Origin of the sequence: Escherichia sp. E14V7 (assembly GCF_004212225.1) — a bacterium.
Taxonomy (GTDB): Bacteria; Pseudomonadota; Gammaproteobacteria; order Enterobacterales; family Enterobacteriaceae; genus Escherichia.
This window is the reverse complement of record NZ_RHJJ01000007.1, coordinates 97,540-113,069: the sequence shown is the minus strand read 5'-3', so window position 1 is coordinate 113,069 and position 15,530 is coordinate 97,540. Positions and strand designations below refer to the sequence as shown.

General features: G+C 54.7%; 13 protein-coding genes and 1 riboswitch. Of the genes, 10 read left to right on the top strand and 3 right to left on the bottom strand.

What is annotated here, in order from left to right; translation table 11 throughout:
- Window positions 1–41 precede the first annotated feature (41 nt).
- Genes leuA through leuD form a run of 4 tightly spaced genes read left to right on the top strand, consistent with a single transcriptional unit; the run spans window position 42 to window position 4,723 of the window.
- Window positions 42–1,613 (top strand): 2-isopropylmalate synthase, encoded by a 1,572-nt coding sequence (gene leuA, locus D9741_RS09245; RefSeq protein ID WP_130217426.1) that lies wholly within the window; start codon window positions 42–44, stop codon window positions 1,611–1,613.
- Window positions 1,613–2,704: a 3-isopropylmalate dehydrogenase gene (leuB, locus tag D9741_RS09240; RefSeq protein ID WP_130204904.1), complete on the top strand. Its 1,092-nt coding sequence runs from the start codon at window positions 1,613–1,615 to the stop codon at window positions 2,702–2,704. The genes leuA and leuB overlap by 1 nt, the downstream gene beginning before the upstream one ends.
- 2 nt (window positions 2,705–2,706) lie before the next feature.
- Window positions 2,707–4,107, top strand: a complete 1,401-nt coding sequence (gene leuC, locus D9741_RS09235) for a 3-isopropylmalate dehydratase large subunit (protein ID WP_130217428.1) — start codon at window positions 2,707–2,709, stop codon at window positions 4,105–4,107.
- Between the two features lie 10 nt (window positions 4,108–4,117).
- Window positions 4,118–4,723: a 3-isopropylmalate dehydratase small subunit gene (leuD, locus tag D9741_RS09230; RefSeq protein WP_130217430.1), complete on the top strand. Its 606-nt coding sequence runs from the start codon at window positions 4,118–4,120 to the stop codon at window positions 4,721–4,723.
- A gap of 107 nt (window positions 4,724–4,830) precedes the next feature.
- Here leuD and sgrT read toward each other — a convergent pair whose 3' ends face one another.
- Window positions 4,831–4,962: a glucose uptake inhibitor SgrT gene (gene sgrT / locus D9741_RS09225; RefSeq protein ID WP_130217432.1), complete on the bottom strand. Its 132-nt coding sequence runs from the start codon at window positions 4,960–4,962 to the stop codon at window positions 4,831–4,833.
- Between the two features lie 88 nt (window positions 4,963–5,050).
- On the opposite strand from sgrT, the gene sgrR reads away from it, so the two are divergent.
- From sgrR to thiQ, 4 genes are all read left to right on the top strand, one after another.
- Window positions 5,051–6,706, top strand: a complete 1,656-nt coding sequence (sgrR, locus tag D9741_RS09220; protein ID WP_130217434.1) for a DNA-binding transcriptional regulator SgrR — start codon at window positions 5,051–5,053, stop codon at window positions 6,704–6,706.
- Window positions 6,707–6,739: 33 nt separating this feature from the next.
- Window positions 6,740–6,839, top strand: a riboswitch (TPP riboswitch).
- A 30-nt stretch (window positions 6,840–6,869) separates the two neighbouring features.
- The gene (thiB, locus tag D9741_RS09215) at window positions 6,870–7,853 is read left to right on the top strand and encodes a thiamine ABC transporter substrate binding subunit (protein WP_130217436.1); all 984 of its coding nucleotides are present in this window, start codon (window positions 6,870–6,872) and stop codon (window positions 7,851–7,853) included.
- Window positions 7,829–9,439, top strand: coding sequence for a thiamine/thiamine pyrophosphate ABC transporter permease ThiP (thiP, locus tag D9741_RS09210; RefSeq protein WP_130217438.1), 1,611 nt, complete (start codon window positions 7,829–7,831; stop codon window positions 9,437–9,439). Before thiB ends, thiP begins: the two co-directional genes overlap by 25 nt.
- Window positions 9,423–10,121, top strand: coding sequence for a thiamine ABC transporter ATP-binding protein ThiQ (gene thiQ / locus D9741_RS09205; RefSeq protein ID WP_130217440.1), 699 nt, complete (start codon window positions 9,423–9,425; stop codon window positions 10,119–10,121). Before thiP ends, thiQ begins: the two co-directional genes overlap by 17 nt.
- A gap of 86 nt (window positions 10,122–10,207) precedes the next feature.
- Here the strand turns inward: thiQ and D9741_RS09200 are convergent, their stop codons facing one another.
- Complete coding sequence (locus tag D9741_RS09200; RefSeq protein ID WP_130217442.1) at window positions 10,208–10,972, bottom strand: DedA family protein; 765 nt, start codon at window positions 10,970–10,972, stop codon at window positions 10,208–10,210.
- A gap of 85 nt (window positions 10,973–11,057) precedes the next feature.
- Entirely contained in the window at window positions 11,058–11,936 is an 879-nt protein-coding gene (araC, locus tag D9741_RS09195; RefSeq protein WP_130217548.1) for an arabinose operon transcriptional regulator AraC, read from the bottom strand.
- 338 nt (window positions 11,937–12,274) lie between these two features.
- Here araC and araB point away from each other — a divergent pair, with 338 nt between their 5' ends.
- Together araB and araA are read left to right on the top strand one after the other, a co-directional pair.
- Window positions 12,275–13,975: a ribulokinase gene (araB, locus tag D9741_RS09190; RefSeq protein ID WP_130217444.1), complete on the top strand. Its 1,701-nt coding sequence runs from the start codon at window positions 12,275–12,277 to the stop codon at window positions 13,973–13,975.
- 10 nt (window positions 13,976–13,985) lie between these two features.
- Window positions 13,986–15,488 carry an L-arabinose isomerase gene (gene araA, locus D9741_RS09185; protein ID WP_130217446.1) on the top strand — a complete coding sequence of 501 codons (1,503 nt, stop codon included), beginning with the start codon at window positions 13,986–13,988 and terminating at the stop codon, window positions 15,486–15,488.
- Window positions 15,489–15,530 lie beyond the last annotated feature (42 nt).

The following is a 15,530-nucleotide window of genomic DNA, read 5'->3' as shown; positions in this document are numbered from 1 at the left end:
GCCCGAAGCGAGGCGCTCTAAAAGAGACAAGGACCCAAACCATGAGCCAGCAAGTTATTATTTTCGATACCACATTACGCGACGGTGAACAGGCGTTACAGGCAAGTCTGAGTGCGAAAGAAAAACTGCAAATTGCGCTGGCCCTTGAGCGTATGGGTGTTGACGTAATGGAAGTTGGTTTTCCCGTCTCTTCGCCGGGCGATTTTGAATCGGTGCAAACCATCGCCCGCCAGGTCAAAAATAGCCGCGTATGTGCGTTAGCCCGCTGCGTGGAAAAAGATATCGATGTGGCGGCTGAATCTCTGAAAGTCGCCGAAGCCTTCCGTATTCATACATTTATTGCTACCTCCCCAATGCACATCGCCACCAAGCTGCGCAGCACGCTGGATGAAGTGATCGAACGCGCTATCTATATGGTGAAACGCGCCCGTAATTACACCGATGATGTTGAATTTTCTTGCGAAGATGCCGGGCGTACCCCGATTGCCGATCTGGCGCGAGTGGTCGAAGCGGCGATTAACGCCGGTGCCACCACCATCAACATTCCTGACACCGTGGGCTACACCATGCCGTTTGAGTTCGCCGGAATCATCAGCGGCCTGTATGAACGCGTGCCTAACATCGACAAAGCCATTATTTCTGTACACACCCACGACGATTTGGGCCTGGCGGTCGGCAACTCACTGGCGGCGGTACATGCCGGAGCGCGGCAGGTAGAAGGCGCAATGAACGGGATCGGCGAACGCGCCGGAAACTGTTCGCTGGAAGAAGTGATCATGGCGATCAAAGTTCGTAAGGATATCCTCAACGTTCATACCGCCATTAATCACCAGGAGATATGGCGCACCAGCCAGTTAGTTAGCCAGATTTGTAATATGCCGATCCCGGCAAACAAAGCCATTGTTGGCAGCGGCGCGTTCGCACACTCCTCCGGTATCCACCAGGATGGCGTGCTGAAAAACCGCGAAAACTACGAAATCATGACACCAGAATCTATTGGTCTGAATCAAATCCAGCTGAATCTGACCTCTCGTTCAGGCCGTGCGGCAGTGAAACACCGCATGGATGAGATGGGATATAAAGAAAGTGAATATAATTTAGACAATCTGTACGACGCCTTCCTGAAGCTGGCAGATAAAAAAGGTCAGGTGTTTGATTACGATCTGGAGGCGCTGGCCTTTATCGGTAAACAGCAAGAAGAGCCAGAGCATTTCCGTCTGGATTACTTCAGCGTGCAGTCTGGTTCTAACGATATTGCCACTGCCGCCGTCAAACTGGCCTGCGGCGAAGAAGTCAAAGCAGAAGCCGCCAACGGTAACGGTCCGGTCGATGCCGTCTATCAGGCAATTAACCGCATCACTGACTATAACGTCGAACTGGTGAAATACAGCCTGACCGCTAAAGGTCACGGTAAAGATGCGCTGGGTCAGGTGGATATTGTCGCCAACTACAACGGTCGGCGCTTCCACGGCGTCGGCCTGGCCACCGATATTATCGAGTCCTCCGCCAAAGCCATGGTGCACGTACTGAACAATATCTGGCGCGCCGCAGAAGTCGAAAAAGAGTTGCAACGCAAAGCTCAACACAACGAAAACAACAAGGAAACCGTGTGATGTCGAAGAATTACCATATTGCCGTATTGCCGGGGGACGGTATTGGTCCGGAAGTGATGACCCAGGCGCTGAAAGTGCTGGATGCCGTGCGCAACCGCTTTGCGATGCGCATCACCACCAGCCATTACGATGTAGGCGGCGCAGCCATCGATAACCACGGGCAACCGCTGCCACCTGCAACGGTTGAAGGCTGTGAGCAAGCCGATGCCGTGCTGTTTGGCTCGGTAGGCGGTCCGAAGTGGGAACATTTACCACCGGATCAGCAACCAGAACGCGGCGCGCTGTTGCCTTTGCGTAAGCACTTCAAATTATTCAGCAATCTGCGTCCGGCAAAACTGTATCAGGGGCTGGAAGCATTCTGTCCACTGCGTGCTGACATTGCCGCTAACGGCTTCGACATCCTGTGCGTGCGCGAACTGACCGGCGGCATCTATTTTGGTCAGCCAAAAGGCCGCGAAGGTAGCGGACAATATGAAAAAGCGTTTGATACCGAGGTGTATCACCGTTTTGAGATCGAACGCATCGCCCGTATCGCGTTTGAATCTGCCCGCAAGCGTCGTCGCAAAGTCACCTCAATCGACAAAGCCAATGTGCTGCAATCCTCTATTTTATGGCGGGAAATTGTTAATGAGATCGCCATTGAATATCCGGATGTCGAACTGGCGCATATGTACATCGACAACGCCACCATGCAGCTGATTAAAGATCCATCACAGTTTGACGTTCTGCTTTGCTCCAACCTGTTTGGCGACATTCTGTCTGATGAGTGTGCGATGATCACTGGCTCGATGGGGATGTTGCCTTCCGCTAGCCTGAACGAGCAAGGTTTTGGTCTGTATGAACCGGCGGGCGGCTCGGCACCAGATATCGCAGGCAAAAACATCGCCAACCCGATTGCGCAAATTCTGTCGCTGGCGCTGCTGCTGCGTTACAGCCTGGATGCCGATGATGCGGCTTGCGCCATTGAACGCGCCATTAACCGCGCATTAGAAGAAGGCATTCGCACCGGGGATTTAGCCCGTGGCGCTGCCGCCGTTAGTACCGATGAAATGGGCGATATCATTGCCCGCTATGTGGCAGAAGGGGTGTAATCATGGCTAAGACGTTATACGAAAAATTGTTCGACGCTCACGTAGTGTACGAAGCCGAAAACGAAACCCCGCTGTTATATATCGACCGCCACCTGGTGCATGAAGTGACCTCACCGCAGGCGTTCGATGGCCTGCGCGCCCACGGTCGCCCGGTGCGTCAGCCGGGGAAAACCTTCGCCACCATGGATCACAACGTCTCCACCCAGACCAAAGACATTAATGCCTGCGGTGAAATGGCGCGGATCCAGATGCAGGAGCTGATCAAAAACTGCAAAGAATTTAGCGTCGAGCTGTATGACCTGAATCACCCGTATCAGGGGATCGTCCACGTAATGGGGCCAGAACAGGGCGTCACCTTGCCGGGGATGACCATTGTTTGTGGCGACTCGCACACCGCCACCCACGGCGCATTTGGCGCACTGGCCTTTGGTATCGGCACTTCCGAAGTTGAACACGTACTGGCAACGCAAACCCTGAAACAGGGTCGAGCGAAGACCATGAAAATTGAAGTCCAGGGCAAAGCCGCGCCGGGCATTACCGCGAAAGATATCGTGCTGGCAATTATCGGTAAAACCGGCAGCGCTGGCGGCACCGGGCATGTGGTGGAGTTTTGCGGCGAAGCAATCCGTGATTTAAGCATGGAAGGTCGTATGACCCTGTGCAATATGGCAATCGAAATGGGCGCGAAAGCCGGTCTGGTTGCACCTGACGAAACCACCTTTAACTATGTCAAAGGCCGTCTGCATGCGCCGAAAGGCAAAGATTTTGACGATGCCGTCGCCTACTGGAAGACCCTGCAAACCGACGAAGGCGCAACTTTCGATACTGTTGTGACTCTGCAAGCAGAAGAGATCGCCCCGCAGGTCACCTGGGGAACGAACCCCGGTCAGGTGATCTCCGTGAACGACAATATTCCCGACCCGGCTTCGTTTGCTGATCCTGTTGAACGCGCGTCGGCAGAAAAAGCGCTGGCCTATATGGGGCTGAAACCGGGTATTCCGCTGACCGAAGTCGCTATCGATAAAGTGTTTATCGGTTCTTGCACCAACTCGCGCATTGAAGATTTACGTGCGGCAGCGGAAATCGCCAAAGGGCGAAAAGTCGCGCCAGGCGTACAGGCACTGGTGGTTCCCGGCTCTGGCCCGGTAAAAGCTCAGGCGGAAGCGGAAGGTCTGGACAAAATCTTTATTGAAGCCGGTTTTGAATGGCGTTTGCCTGGCTGCTCAATGTGTCTGGCGATGAACAACGACCGTCTGAATCCGGGCGAACGTTGCGCCTCCACCAGCAACCGTAACTTTGAAGGCCGCCAGGGGCGCGGCGGGCGCACGCATCTGGTCAGCCCGGCAATGGCTGCCGCCGCTGCTGTGACCGGACATTTCGCCGACATTCGCAACATTAAATAAGGAGCACACCATGGCAGAGAAATTTATCAAACATACAGGCCTGGTGGTTCCGCTGGATGCCGCCAATGTCGATACCGATGCGATTATCCCGAAACAGTTTCTGCAGAAAGTGACGCGTACAGGTTTTGGCGCGCATCTGTTTAATGACTGGCGTTTTCTGGATGAAAAAGGCCAACAGCCAAACCCGGACTTCGTGCTGAACTTCCCGCAATATCAGGGCGCATCGATTTTGCTGGCACGAGAAAACTTCGGCTGCGGCTCCTCGCGTGAGCACGCGCCGTGGGCATTGACCGACTACGGTTTTAAAGTGGTGATTGCGCCGAGTTTCGCTGACATCTTCTACGGCAATAGCTTCAACAACCAGCTGCTGCCGGTGAAATTAAATGATGACGAAGTGGATGAGCTGTTTGCGCTGGTGAAAGCCAATCCGGGGATTCATTTCGACGTGGACCTGGAAGCGCAAGAGGTGAAAGCGGGAGAGAAAACCTATCGCTTTACCATCGATGCCTTCCGCCGCCACTGCATGATGAATGGTCTGGACAGCATCGGCCTGACCTTGCAGCACGACGACGCTATTGCCACTTATGAAGAGAAGCAACCAGCATTTATGCGTTAGTTTGTACGCCGTCCGGCACTCAATCGCCAAAAAGAAAAAAGCCAGCAGATAATCACTGCTGGCGTGGCGATTAACACCAATACTCAGTCACACATGATGTCCGCAAATCAGTATTCAGAATCACTCCCCTCCCACTGCATCAGCTCTTCAAGCATGGTTAATCGTTGTGGAACGCTTAACCAACGCAGCCAGCACAACGTCGCTATCGCGGTAAAATAGTGCTGATAAAACTGACGCATGGGGCACCTCCTTGCTTCATCGTTAGGAATTATTGACTTAATATAGGGAAAATAAAATTGCTGACTTTTGCGCAGGAGTTCCCCTTTTATGCCATCTGCTCGTCTGCAACAACAGTTCATCCGCCTGTGGCAATGCTGCGAGGGTAAATCGCAGGACACGACGCTCAACGAACTAGCGGAGTTATTGAGCTGCTCCCGTCGTCATATGCGCACCCTGCTCAACACCATGCAGGATCGCGGCTGGCTGACGTGGGAAGCGGAAGTCGGGCGCGGTAAACGCTCGCGTCTGACATTCCTCTACACCGGGCTGGCGCTTCAGCAACAGCGGGCGGAAGACCTGCTGGAACAGGATCGCATCGACCAGTTGGTGCAGTTAGTCGGTGATAAAACTGCCGTGCGGCAAATGCTGGTTTCTCATCTGGGCCGCAGCTTCCGCCAGGGGCGGCATATCCTGCGCGTGCTCTACTATCGCCCGTTGCGCAATCTGCTGCCTGGCAGCGCATTACGCCGTTCCGAAACGCATATCGCCCGGCAAATCTTCAGTGCGTTAACCCGAATAAATGAGGAAAATGGGGAACTGGAAGCGGATATTGCCCACCACTGGCAGCAAATTTCCCCACTTCACTGGCGCTTCTTTTTACGTCCGGGGATCCATTTTCATCATGGTCGTGAACTGGAAATGGACGACGTCATCGCCTCGTTGAAGCGTATCAATACGCTGCCGCTCTATTCGCATATTGCTGAAATTGTGTCGCCGACGCCCTGGACGCTGGATATTCATCTCACTCAGCCAGATCGCTGGTTGCCGTTACTGCTGGCGCAAGTTCCGGCGATGATCCTGCCGCGTGAATGGGAAACCCTCAGCAATTTTGCCAGCCACCCTATCGGTACCGGTCCGTATGCGGTAATGCGTAACAGCACTAACCAACTGAAAATTCAGGCATTCGATGATTTCTTCGGTTATCGGGCATTAATCGACGAAGTTAACGTCTGGGTCTTGCCGGAAATTGCCGATGAACCCGCAGGAGGCCTGATGCTGAAAGGGCCGCAGGGCGAAGAAAAAGAGATTGAAAGTCGCCTGGAAGAAGGTTGCTACTATCTACTGTTCGACAGCCGCACCCATCGCGGGGCGAATCAGCAAGTCAGAGACTGGATAAGCTATGTACTTTCGCCGACCAATCTGGTTTATTTCGCCGAGGAACAGTACCAGCAACTGTGGTTTCCGGCCTATGGGCTGCTCCCCCGCTGGCACCATGCCCGCCCAACACATTGCGAAAAACCTGCCGGGCTGGAACATCTCACCCTGACCTTTTATCAGGATCATATTGAACATCGGGTGATTGCCAGGATCATGCAGCAGATTCTGGCAAGTCACCAGGTCACGCTGGAAATCAAAGAGATCAGCTACGATCAGTGGCACGAAGGTGAGATCGAAAGCGACATCTGGCTTAACAGCGCCAACTTTACGCTGCCGCTGGATTTTTCGCTGTTCGCGCACTTGTGCGAAGTACCGCTGCTACAACACTGTATTCCTCTCGACTGGCAAGCCGACGCCGCCCGCTGGCGTAATGGCGAGATGAATCTGGCGAACTGGTGCCAACAGCTGGTTACCAGTAAAGCAATGGTACCGCTGATCCACCACTGGCTGATCATTCAGGGGCAACGCAGTATGCGCGGCCTGCGCATGAATACCCTCGGCTGGTTCGATTTTAAATCAGCGTGGTTTGCGCCACCGGATCCATGATTGCTGGTTGATAACAAAATCACTACACTAACGCCGTTCTCAACGGGGTGCCACGCAGACGCGTGCGCTGAGAAAATACCCGTCGAACCTGATCCGGATAACGCCGGCGAAGGGATTTGAGGCTCCTTCTCAAGTCCTTTGCCACTCTTTTTTGAGGTGCAAAGTGTTAAAAAAATGTCTTCCCCTGCTGTTGCTGTGCACAGCGCCTGTTTTTGCTAAACCCGTTCTGACTGTTTATACCTACGATTCCTTCGCCGCCGACTGGGGGCCAGGTCCGGTGGTCAAAAAAGCCTTTGAAGCCGACTGTAATTGCGAACTGAAACTGGTGGCGCTGGAAGATGGCGTTTCGCTTCTCAACCGTCTACGGATGGAAGGCAAAAACAGCAAAGCCGATGTGGTGCTGGGGCTGGATAACAACTTGTTAGACGCCGCCAGCAAAACCGGATTGTTTGCCAAAAGCGGTGTGGCAGCGGATGCCATTAACGTTCCCGGCGGCTGGAATAATGACACTTTCGTCCCGTTTGATTACGGCTACTTCGCCTTCGTTTATGACAAGAACAAACTGAAAAATCCGCCGCAAAGCCTGAAGGAGCTGGTTGAGAGCGATCAAAACTGGCGGGTGATTTATCAGGATCCGCGCACCAGTACGCCGGGGCTGGGTCTGCTGTTGTGGATGCAAAAAGTCTATGGCGATGACGCCCCGCAAGCCTGGCAGAAGCTGGCGAAGAAAACCGTCACAGTCACCAAAGGCTGGAGTGAAGCCTACGGCCTGTTTTTAAAAGGCGAAAGCGATCTGGTACTGAGTTACACCACCTCTCCGGCTTATCACATTCTCGAAGAGAAGAAAGATAACTACGCCGCTGCGAACTTTAGCGAAGGTCACTATCTGCAAGTGGAAGTTGCCGCCCGCACCGCTGCCAGCAAGCAGCCGGAGCTGGCGCAAAAATTCCTCCAGTTTATGGTTTCTCCGGCTTTCCAGAATGCGATCCCAACCGGCAACTGGATGTATCCGGTGGCAAATGTCACGCTGCCTGCCGGGTTTGAACAATTGACCAAACCGGCCACCACGCTGGAGTTCACGCCAGCCGAAGTGGCGGCACAACGTCAGGCATGGATTAGCGAATGGCAACGCGCCGTCAGCCGTTAATTCCCGGCTGGTTAATTCCAGGTGTAAGCGCCGCTACGCTTGTGGTGGCGGTTGCACTGGCGGCGTTTCTCGCCCTGTGGTGGAACGCGCCGCAGGGTGACTGGGCGGCAATCTGGCAGGACAGCTACCTGTGGCATGTGGTGCGCTTCTCCTTCTGGCAGGCGTTTCTCTCGGCGCTGCTCTCTGTCGTACCCGCAATATTCCTTGCCCGCGCGCTTTATCGCAGGCGCTTTCCCGGGCGGTTGGCGCTGTTGCGTCTGTGCGCAATGACCTTGATCCTCCCGGTGCTGGTCGCCGTTTTCGGCATTCTTAGCGTCTATGGTCGCCAGGGCTGGCTGGCATCGCTCTGGCAATCGCTTGGTCTGGAGTGGACATTTTCGCCCTACGGCCTGCAAGGCATTTTGCTGGCGCATGTATTTTTTAATCTGCCGATGGCGAGCCGCTTATTACTCCAGGCGCTGGAAAACATTCCCGGCGAACAACGTCAACTTGCCGCACAACTTGGGATGCGTGGCTGGCATTTTTTCCGCTTCGTCGAATGGCCGTGGTTACGGCGCCAAATCCCGCCGGTTGCTGCGCTTATCTTTATGCTCTGTTTCGCCAGCTTCGCAACCGTGCTATCGCTGGGCGGCGGTCCGCAAGCGACGACTATCGAGCTGGCTATTTATCAGGCGCTGAGTTACGACTACGATCCTGCCCGCGCGGCGATGCTGGCGCTGATCCAGATGGTGTGCTGTCTCGGTCTGGTGCTGCTGAGTCAGCGATTGAGTAAGGCCATTGCACCTGGCACCACGCTGCTGCAAGGTTGGCGCGACCCGGACGATCGTCTGCATAGCCGCATTTGCGACACTGTGTTAATTGTGCTGGCGCTGCTGCTGTTGCTGCCACCGTTACTGGCGGTGATCGTCGATGGGGTAAATCGCCAGTTGCCGGAAGTGCTGGCACAACCGGTGCTGTGGCAGGCGCTGTGGACCTCGTTGCGTATTGCGTTGGCGGCAGGCGTATTGTGTGTAGTGCTGACCATGATGCTGCTATGGAGCAGTCGCGAACTGCGGGCGCGGCAAAAAATGCTGGCGGGTCAGGTGCTGGAGATGAGCGGCATGTTGATCCTCGCCATGCCGGGGATTGTGCTGGCAACGGGCTTCTTTTTACTGCTCAACAACACCATTGGCCTGCCGCAATCTGCTGACGGCATTGTGATTTTCACCAATGCGTTAATGGCGATCCCTTATGCGCTGAAGGTGCTGGAAAACCCGATGCGCGATATCACCACGCGTTACAGCATGTTGTGTCAGTCGCTGGGTATTGAAGGCTGGTCGCGCTTAAAAGTGGTGGAGCTGCGCGCCCTGAAACGTCCGCTGGCGCAGGCGCTGGCCTTTGCCTGCGTGTTATCGATTGGTGATTTTGGCGTGGTGGCGTTGTTCGGTAACGATGATTTCCGTACCCTGCCGTTTTATCTCTACCAGCAAATTGGCTCTTATCGCAGCCAGGACGGCGCGGTCACCGCGTTAATTCTGCTGCTGCTCTGTTTTCTGCTGTTTACCGTGATTGAAAAACTACCGGGGCGAAATGTTAAAACTGACTGATATCACCTGGCTTTACCACCATTTGCCGATGCGTTTTAGCTTAACGGTGGAACGCGGCGAGCAGGTGGCGATCCTCGGGCCAAGCGGCGCGGGTAAAAGTACCCTGCTGAATTTGATCGCCGGTTTTCTGACGCCAGCCAGCGGTTCGCTGACTATCGATGGCGTTGATCACACCACAACGCCGCCGTCACGCCGTCCGGTGTCGATGCTGTTTCAGGAAAACAACCTGTTCAGTCACCTGACGGTCGCGCAGAACATCGGGCTGGGGCTTAATCCAGGACTGAAGCTGAACGCGGTACAGCAGGAGAAAATGCACGCTATCGCCCGTCAGATGGGGATTGATAATTTAATGGCGCGGTTACCGGGCGAGCTTTCTGGCGGTCAGCGACAGCGTGTGGCGTTAGCGCGTTGCCTGGTGCGCGAACAACCGATTTTATTGCTCGATGAGCCGTTCTCCGCGCTCGACCCGGCGCTACGCCAGGAGATGCTGACGCTGGTGAGTACGAGCTGCCAGCAGCAAAAAATGACGTTATTGATGGTGTCGCACAGTGTGGAAGATGCCGCGCGGATCGCCACGCGCTCGGTGGTGGTCGCCGACGGGCGTATCGCCTGGCAGGGTAAAACCGATGAGTTGTTAAGCGGTAAAGCGAGTGCTTCGGCTCTGTTGGGGATTACGGGTTAGTATGCACTGTCGGATGCGGCGTGAACGCCTTATCCGACCTACGGGTGCGTTTTGTCCGCATCAAGCAACCCGCACAAAACTATGCCCTAAACCCCAACCACTTTACGCAATATATCGATATACACCGGCATCAACGGATGGCGAATTAACACCACCAGCGCCACCACACCAACACCAGAAATCAACGGTGCCAGCCACAACAAATGACCACGCGACAAATAATGACTTAAACGATCGGTTACCTTGCCGCTGCGCCATAATCGCCAGCACAACCAACCGCCAACCCACAAAAACACCGCCGTCGCCAGCAGCAACCATTTAAACTCGCCACTCTGCATTCCGGCAGGAATATCGATCGCCGCGCCTGCCAGAATCCCCGGCAGGAAGTAAAATGGCGGCCACAGCAGGCAGCCGATAATATTTGGCGTGATAAATTTTGCCACCGGGAGATCCAGCATCCCCGCCACCATTGGCACCAGCGGACGCGTCGGGCCGACAAAACGACCGACCAGAATGGTAAACATGCTGTGTTGATGCAACGCATGTTCAGTTTTATCAAGTAGTGCTTTGTTTTTCTTCAGAAATGACCAGCGATGCAACGGCTTTTTAAACCGCCAGCCCAGCCAGAAGGAGATCCAGTCGCCCATCAGGCAGCCAACAATCCCCGCCAGCCAGGCGTGCCAGAAACTTAACTCGCCGCTACCTATCAGCGCCCCCAGCCCCGCCATCAGCACCGTACCGGGCAGAATCAAACCGACCAGCGCCAGTGACTCCAGAAAGGCCACCAACACCACCGCCATCAATGAATACACAGTGGATTGGGTAATAAAGTGTTCCAGCAATGCTTGCATAATGTGCCTGTCAAATGGACGAAGCAGGGATTCTGCAAACCCAATGCTACTCCGTCAAGCCGTCAATCGTCTGATTCGTTACCAATTATGACAACCTGAGAGCTACATCATTCACTTTTTCTTCACAACCGGCACGGAACTCGCTCGGGCTGGCGCCTGTACATTTTTTAAATACCCGCGAGAAATAGAGCTGATCGTCAAAGCCAACATTGCGTCCGACGGTGGCGATAGGCATACGAGTCGTGCTCAATAGCAGCTTCGCCTGACTGATGCGTTGATCTTCGCGCCAGCTTAAGACGCTTATCCCTAATTGCTGGCGGAACAGATGCGACAGACGCGACGGAGACAGGCAAACATGCTGTGCGACACTGGCGATATCAAAATTGCTGTCCGCCAGGTGATCGCTGATGTACTGACAAGCCTCGCGTACCCGATTATCCATTGGCGGATGTAGCGACTCATTAATGACTTCCATGCGCCGCAGTAACAATTGCTCAAGAAGATTTATCGCCAGCAACTCCGAATAGCGCCCTTCCCCTTGTCCGGCATTGATAATTTGCCCGAACAAATCGCTGAAATGCGGCTGATGCGCTTCGTTCGGGCGAAAGAAACCGGTATTGGCAAATATCGACGGCCAGTTAAGCCATTCGTGCCAGTAAGCGCGGGGGCGAAAGTAAACCCACTGGTGATACCATTCGCGGGCCTCCGGATGACGACCGTAGTGATGAATTTCTCCCGGCGGGAATAGCAAAATATCGCCTGGTCGGCAGACAAATTCTCGCCCCTGGTTTTTCACTATGCCCTGTCCGCGAATGGTGAGATTGAGAATATAGCCTTTCATTCCCAGCGGTCGGTCGATAAAAAAATCGAGATAACCATTGGCCTCAATCGGCGTTAAACCCGCCACCAGATGGGCGTTGAACGAGTAACCCGGCAGCAAGGGATCATTTTGCGCTTCAGCCATACTTTTCATACTCCCGCCATTCAGAGAAGAAACCAATTGTCCATATTGCATCAGACATTGCCGTCACTGCGTCTTTTACTGGCTCTTCTCGCTAATCCAACCGGCAACCCCGCTTGTGAAAAGCATTTTGTAACAAAGGGGGGCAAAAGCCATGACAAAAACGCGTAACAAAAGTGTCTATAATCACGGCAGAAAAGTCCACATTGATTATTTGCACGGCGTCACACTTTGCTATGCCATAGCATTTTTATCCATAAGATTAGCGGATCCTGCCTGACGCTTTTTTTCGCAACTCTCTACTGTTTCTCCATACCCGTTTTTTTGGATGGAGTGAAACGATGGCGATTGCAATTGGCCTCGATTTTGGCAGTGATTCTGTGCGAGCTTTGGCGGTGGAATGCGCCACCGGTGAAGAGATCGCCACCAGCGTAGAGTGGTATCCCCGTTGGCAGGAAGGGCAATTTTGTGATGCCCCGAATAACCAGTTCCGTCATCATCCGCGTGACTATATCGAGTCAATGGAAGCGGCGCTGAAAACCGTGCTGGCCGCGCTTAGTGCCGAACAACGCGCTGACGTGGTCGGCATTGGCGTCGACAGTACCGGCTCCACACCTGCACCAATCGACGCCGACGGCAACGTGCTGGCGCTACGCCCGGAGTTTGCCGAAAACCCGAACGCGATGTTCGTTTTGTGGAAAGACCACACGGCGGTTGAAGAAGCGGAAGAGATCACCCGCTTGTGTCATACACCTGGCAAAACTGACTACTCTCGCTATATTGGCGGTATTTATTCCAGCGAATGGTTCTGGGCAAAAATCCTGCATGTGACTCGCCAGGATAGCGCCGTGGCGCAATCTGCCGCATCGTGGATTGAACTGTGCGACTGGGTACCCGCCCTGCTCTCCGGCACCACCCGCCCGCAGGATATTCGCCGCGGACGCTGTAGCGCCGGGCATAAGTCGCTATGGCACGAAAGCTGGGGCGGCCTGCCGCCAGCCAGTTTCTTTGACGAACTGGACCCGATCCTCAACCGTCATTTACCTTCCCCGCTGTTCACTGACACCTGGACTGCCGATATTCCGGTGGGCACTTTATGCCCGGAATGGGCGCAGCGTCTCGGTCTGCCTGAAAGCGTGGTGATTTCCGGCGGCGCGTTTGACTGCCATATGGGCGCAGTCGGCGCAGGCGCACAGCCTAACGCGCTGGTAAAAGTTATCGGTACTTCCACCTGCGACATTCTGATTGCCGACAAACAGAGCGTTGGCGAGCGGGCAGTGAAAGGTATTTGCGGTCAGGTTGATGGCAGCGTGGTGCCTGGATTTATCGGTCTGGAAGCAGGTCAATCGGCGTTTGGGGATATCTACGCCTGGTTCGGTCGCGTACTCGGCTGGCCGCTGGAACAGCTTGCCGCCCAGCATCCGGAACTGAAAGAGCAAATCAAAGCCAGCCAGAAACAACTGCTTCCGGCGCTGACCAAAGCATGGGCCAAAAATCCGTCTCTGGATCACCTGCCGGTGGTGCTCGACTGGTTTAACGGTCGCCGCACGCCAAACGCTAACCAACGCCTGAAAGGAGTGATTACCGATCTGAACCTCGCCACCGACGCTCCGCTGCTGTTCGGCGGTTTAATTGCCGCCACCGCCTTTGGCGCACGCGCAATTATGGAGTGCTTCACCGATCAGGGGATCGCCGTAAACAACGTGATGGCGCTGGGCGGCATCGCGCGGAAAAACCAGGTGATTATGCAAGCCTGCTGCGACGTGCTGAATCGCCCGCTGCAAATTGTTGCCTCTGACCAATGCTGTGCGCTCGGTGCGGCGATTTTTGCTGCCGTCGCCGCGAAAGTGCATGCCGACATCCCATCAGCCCAGCAAAAAATGGCCAGTGCGGTAGAGAAAACCCTGCAACCGTGCAGCGAGCAGGCACAACGCTTTGAACATCTTTATCGCCGCTATCAGCAATGGGCGATGAGCGCCGAACAACACTATCTTCCAACTTCCGCCCCGGCACAGGCTGCCCAGGCCGTTCCGACTCTATAAGGACACGACAATGACGATTTTTGATAATTATGAAGTGTGGTTTGTAATTGGCAGCCAGCATTTGTATGGCCCGGAAACCCTGCGTCAGGTCACCCAACATGCCGAGCACGTCGTTAATGCGCTGAATACGGAAGCGAAACTGCCCTGCAAACTGGTGCTGAAACCGCTGGGTACCACGCCGGACGAAATCACCGCAATTTGCCGCGATGCCAATTACGACGATCGTTGCGCGGGTCTGGTGGTGTGGCTGCACACCTTCTCCCCGGCAAAAATGTGGATCAACGGCCTGACCATGCTCAACAAACCGTTGCTGCAATTCCACACCCAGTTTAACGCGGCGCTACCGTGGGACAGCATCGACATGGACTTTATGAACCTGAACCAGACTGCACACGGCGGTCGCGAGTTCGGTTTCATCGGCGCGCGTATGCGTCAGCAACATGCCGTCATTACCGGTCACTGGCAGGATAAACAAGCACATGAGCGTATCGGCTCCTGGATGCGTCAGGCGGTATCTAAACAGGATACCCGTCATCTGAAAGTCTGCCGTTTTGGCGATAACATGCGTGAAGTGGCGGTCACTGACGGCGATAAAGTTGCCGCACAGATCAAGTTCGGTTTCTCCGTCAATACCTGGGCGGTTGGCGATCTGGTGCAGGTGGTGAACTCCATCAGTGACGGCGATGTTAACGCGCTGGTCGATGAGTACGAAAGCAGCTACACCATGACGCCTGCCACTCAAATCCACGGCGAAAAACGACAGAACGTGCTGGAAGCGGCGCGTATTGAGCTGGGGATGAAGCGTTTCCTGGAACAAGGTGGCTTCCACGCGTTCACCACCACCTTTGAAGATTTGCACGGTCTGAAACAGCTTCCTGGTCTGGCCGTACAGCGTCTGATGCAGCAGGGTTACGGCTTTGCGGGCGAAGGCGACTGGAAAACTGCCGCCCTGCTTCGCATCATGAAGGTGATGTCAACCGGTCTGCAGGGCGGCACCTCCTTTATGGAGGACTACACCTATCACTTCGAGAAAGGTAATGACCTGGTGCTCGGCTCCCATATGCTGGAAGTCTGCCCGTCGATCGCCGTAGAAGAGAAACCGATCCTCGACGTTCAGCACCTCGGTATTGGTGGTAAAGATGATCCTGCCCGCCTGATCTTCAATACCCAAACCGGTCCGGCGATTGTCGCCAGCCTGATTGATCTCGGCGATCGTTATCGTCTGCTGGTTAACTGCATCGACACGGTGAAAACACCGCACTCCCTGCCGAAACTGCCGGTGGCGAACGCGCTGTGGAAAGCGCAACCGGATCTGCCAACCGCTTCCGAAGCGTGGATCCTTGCTGGTGGTGCGCACCACACCGTCTTCAGCCATGCGCTGAACCTTAACGATATGCGCCAGTTCGCCGAGATCCACGGCATTGAAATCACGGTGATTGATAACGACACCCGCCTGCCAGCGTTTAAAGACGCGCTGCGCTGGAACGAAGTGTATTACGGATTTCGTCGCTAAGTAGCCGCATCAGGTATGTAACGCCTGATGCGACGCTGGCGC

Bases quoted from the DNA above. Each gene is read 5' to 3' on its own strand.
- leuD (WP_130217430.1), top strand. From the start codon at position 4,118: ATGGCAGAGAAATTTATCAAACATACAGGCCTGGTGGTTCCGCTGGAT.
- leuB (WP_130204904.1), top strand. From the start codon at position 1,613: ATGTCGAAGAATTACCATATTGCCGTATTGCCGGGGGACGGTATTGGT.
- thiQ (WP_130217440.1), top strand. From the start codon at position 9,423: ATGTTAAAACTGACTGATATCACCTGGCTTTACCACCATTTGCCGATG.
- araB (WP_130217444.1), top strand. From the start codon at position 12,275: ATGGCGATTGCAATTGGCCTCGATTTTGGCAGTGATTCTGTGCGAGCT.
- D9741_RS09200 (WP_130217442.1), bottom strand. From the start codon at position 10,972: ATGCAAGCATTGCTGGAACACTTTATTACCCAATCCACTGTGTATTCA.
- araC (WP_130217548.1), bottom strand. From the start codon at position 11,936: ATGGCTGAAGCGCAAAATGATCCCTTGCTGCCGGGTTACTCGTTCAAC.
- leuC (WP_130217428.1), top strand. From the start codon at position 2,707: ATGGCTAAGACGTTATACGAAAAATTGTTCGACGCTCACGTAGTGTAC.
- sgrT (WP_130217432.1), bottom strand. From the start codon at position 4,962: ATGCGTCAGTTTTATCAGCACTATTTTACCGCGATAGCGACGTTGTGC.
- sgrR (WP_130217434.1), top strand. From the start codon at position 5,051: ATGCCATCTGCTCGTCTGCAACAACAGTTCATCCGCCTGTGGCAATGC.
- leuA (WP_130217426.1), top strand. From the start codon at position 42: ATGAGCCAGCAAGTTATTATTTTCGATACCACATTACGCGACGGTGAA.
- thiP (WP_130217438.1), top strand. From the start codon at position 7,829: ATGGCAACGCGCCGTCAGCCGTTAATTCCCGGCTGGTTAATTCCAGGT.
- araA (WP_130217446.1), top strand. From the start codon at position 13,986: ATGACGATTTTTGATAATTATGAAGTGTGGTTTGTAATTGGCAGCCAG.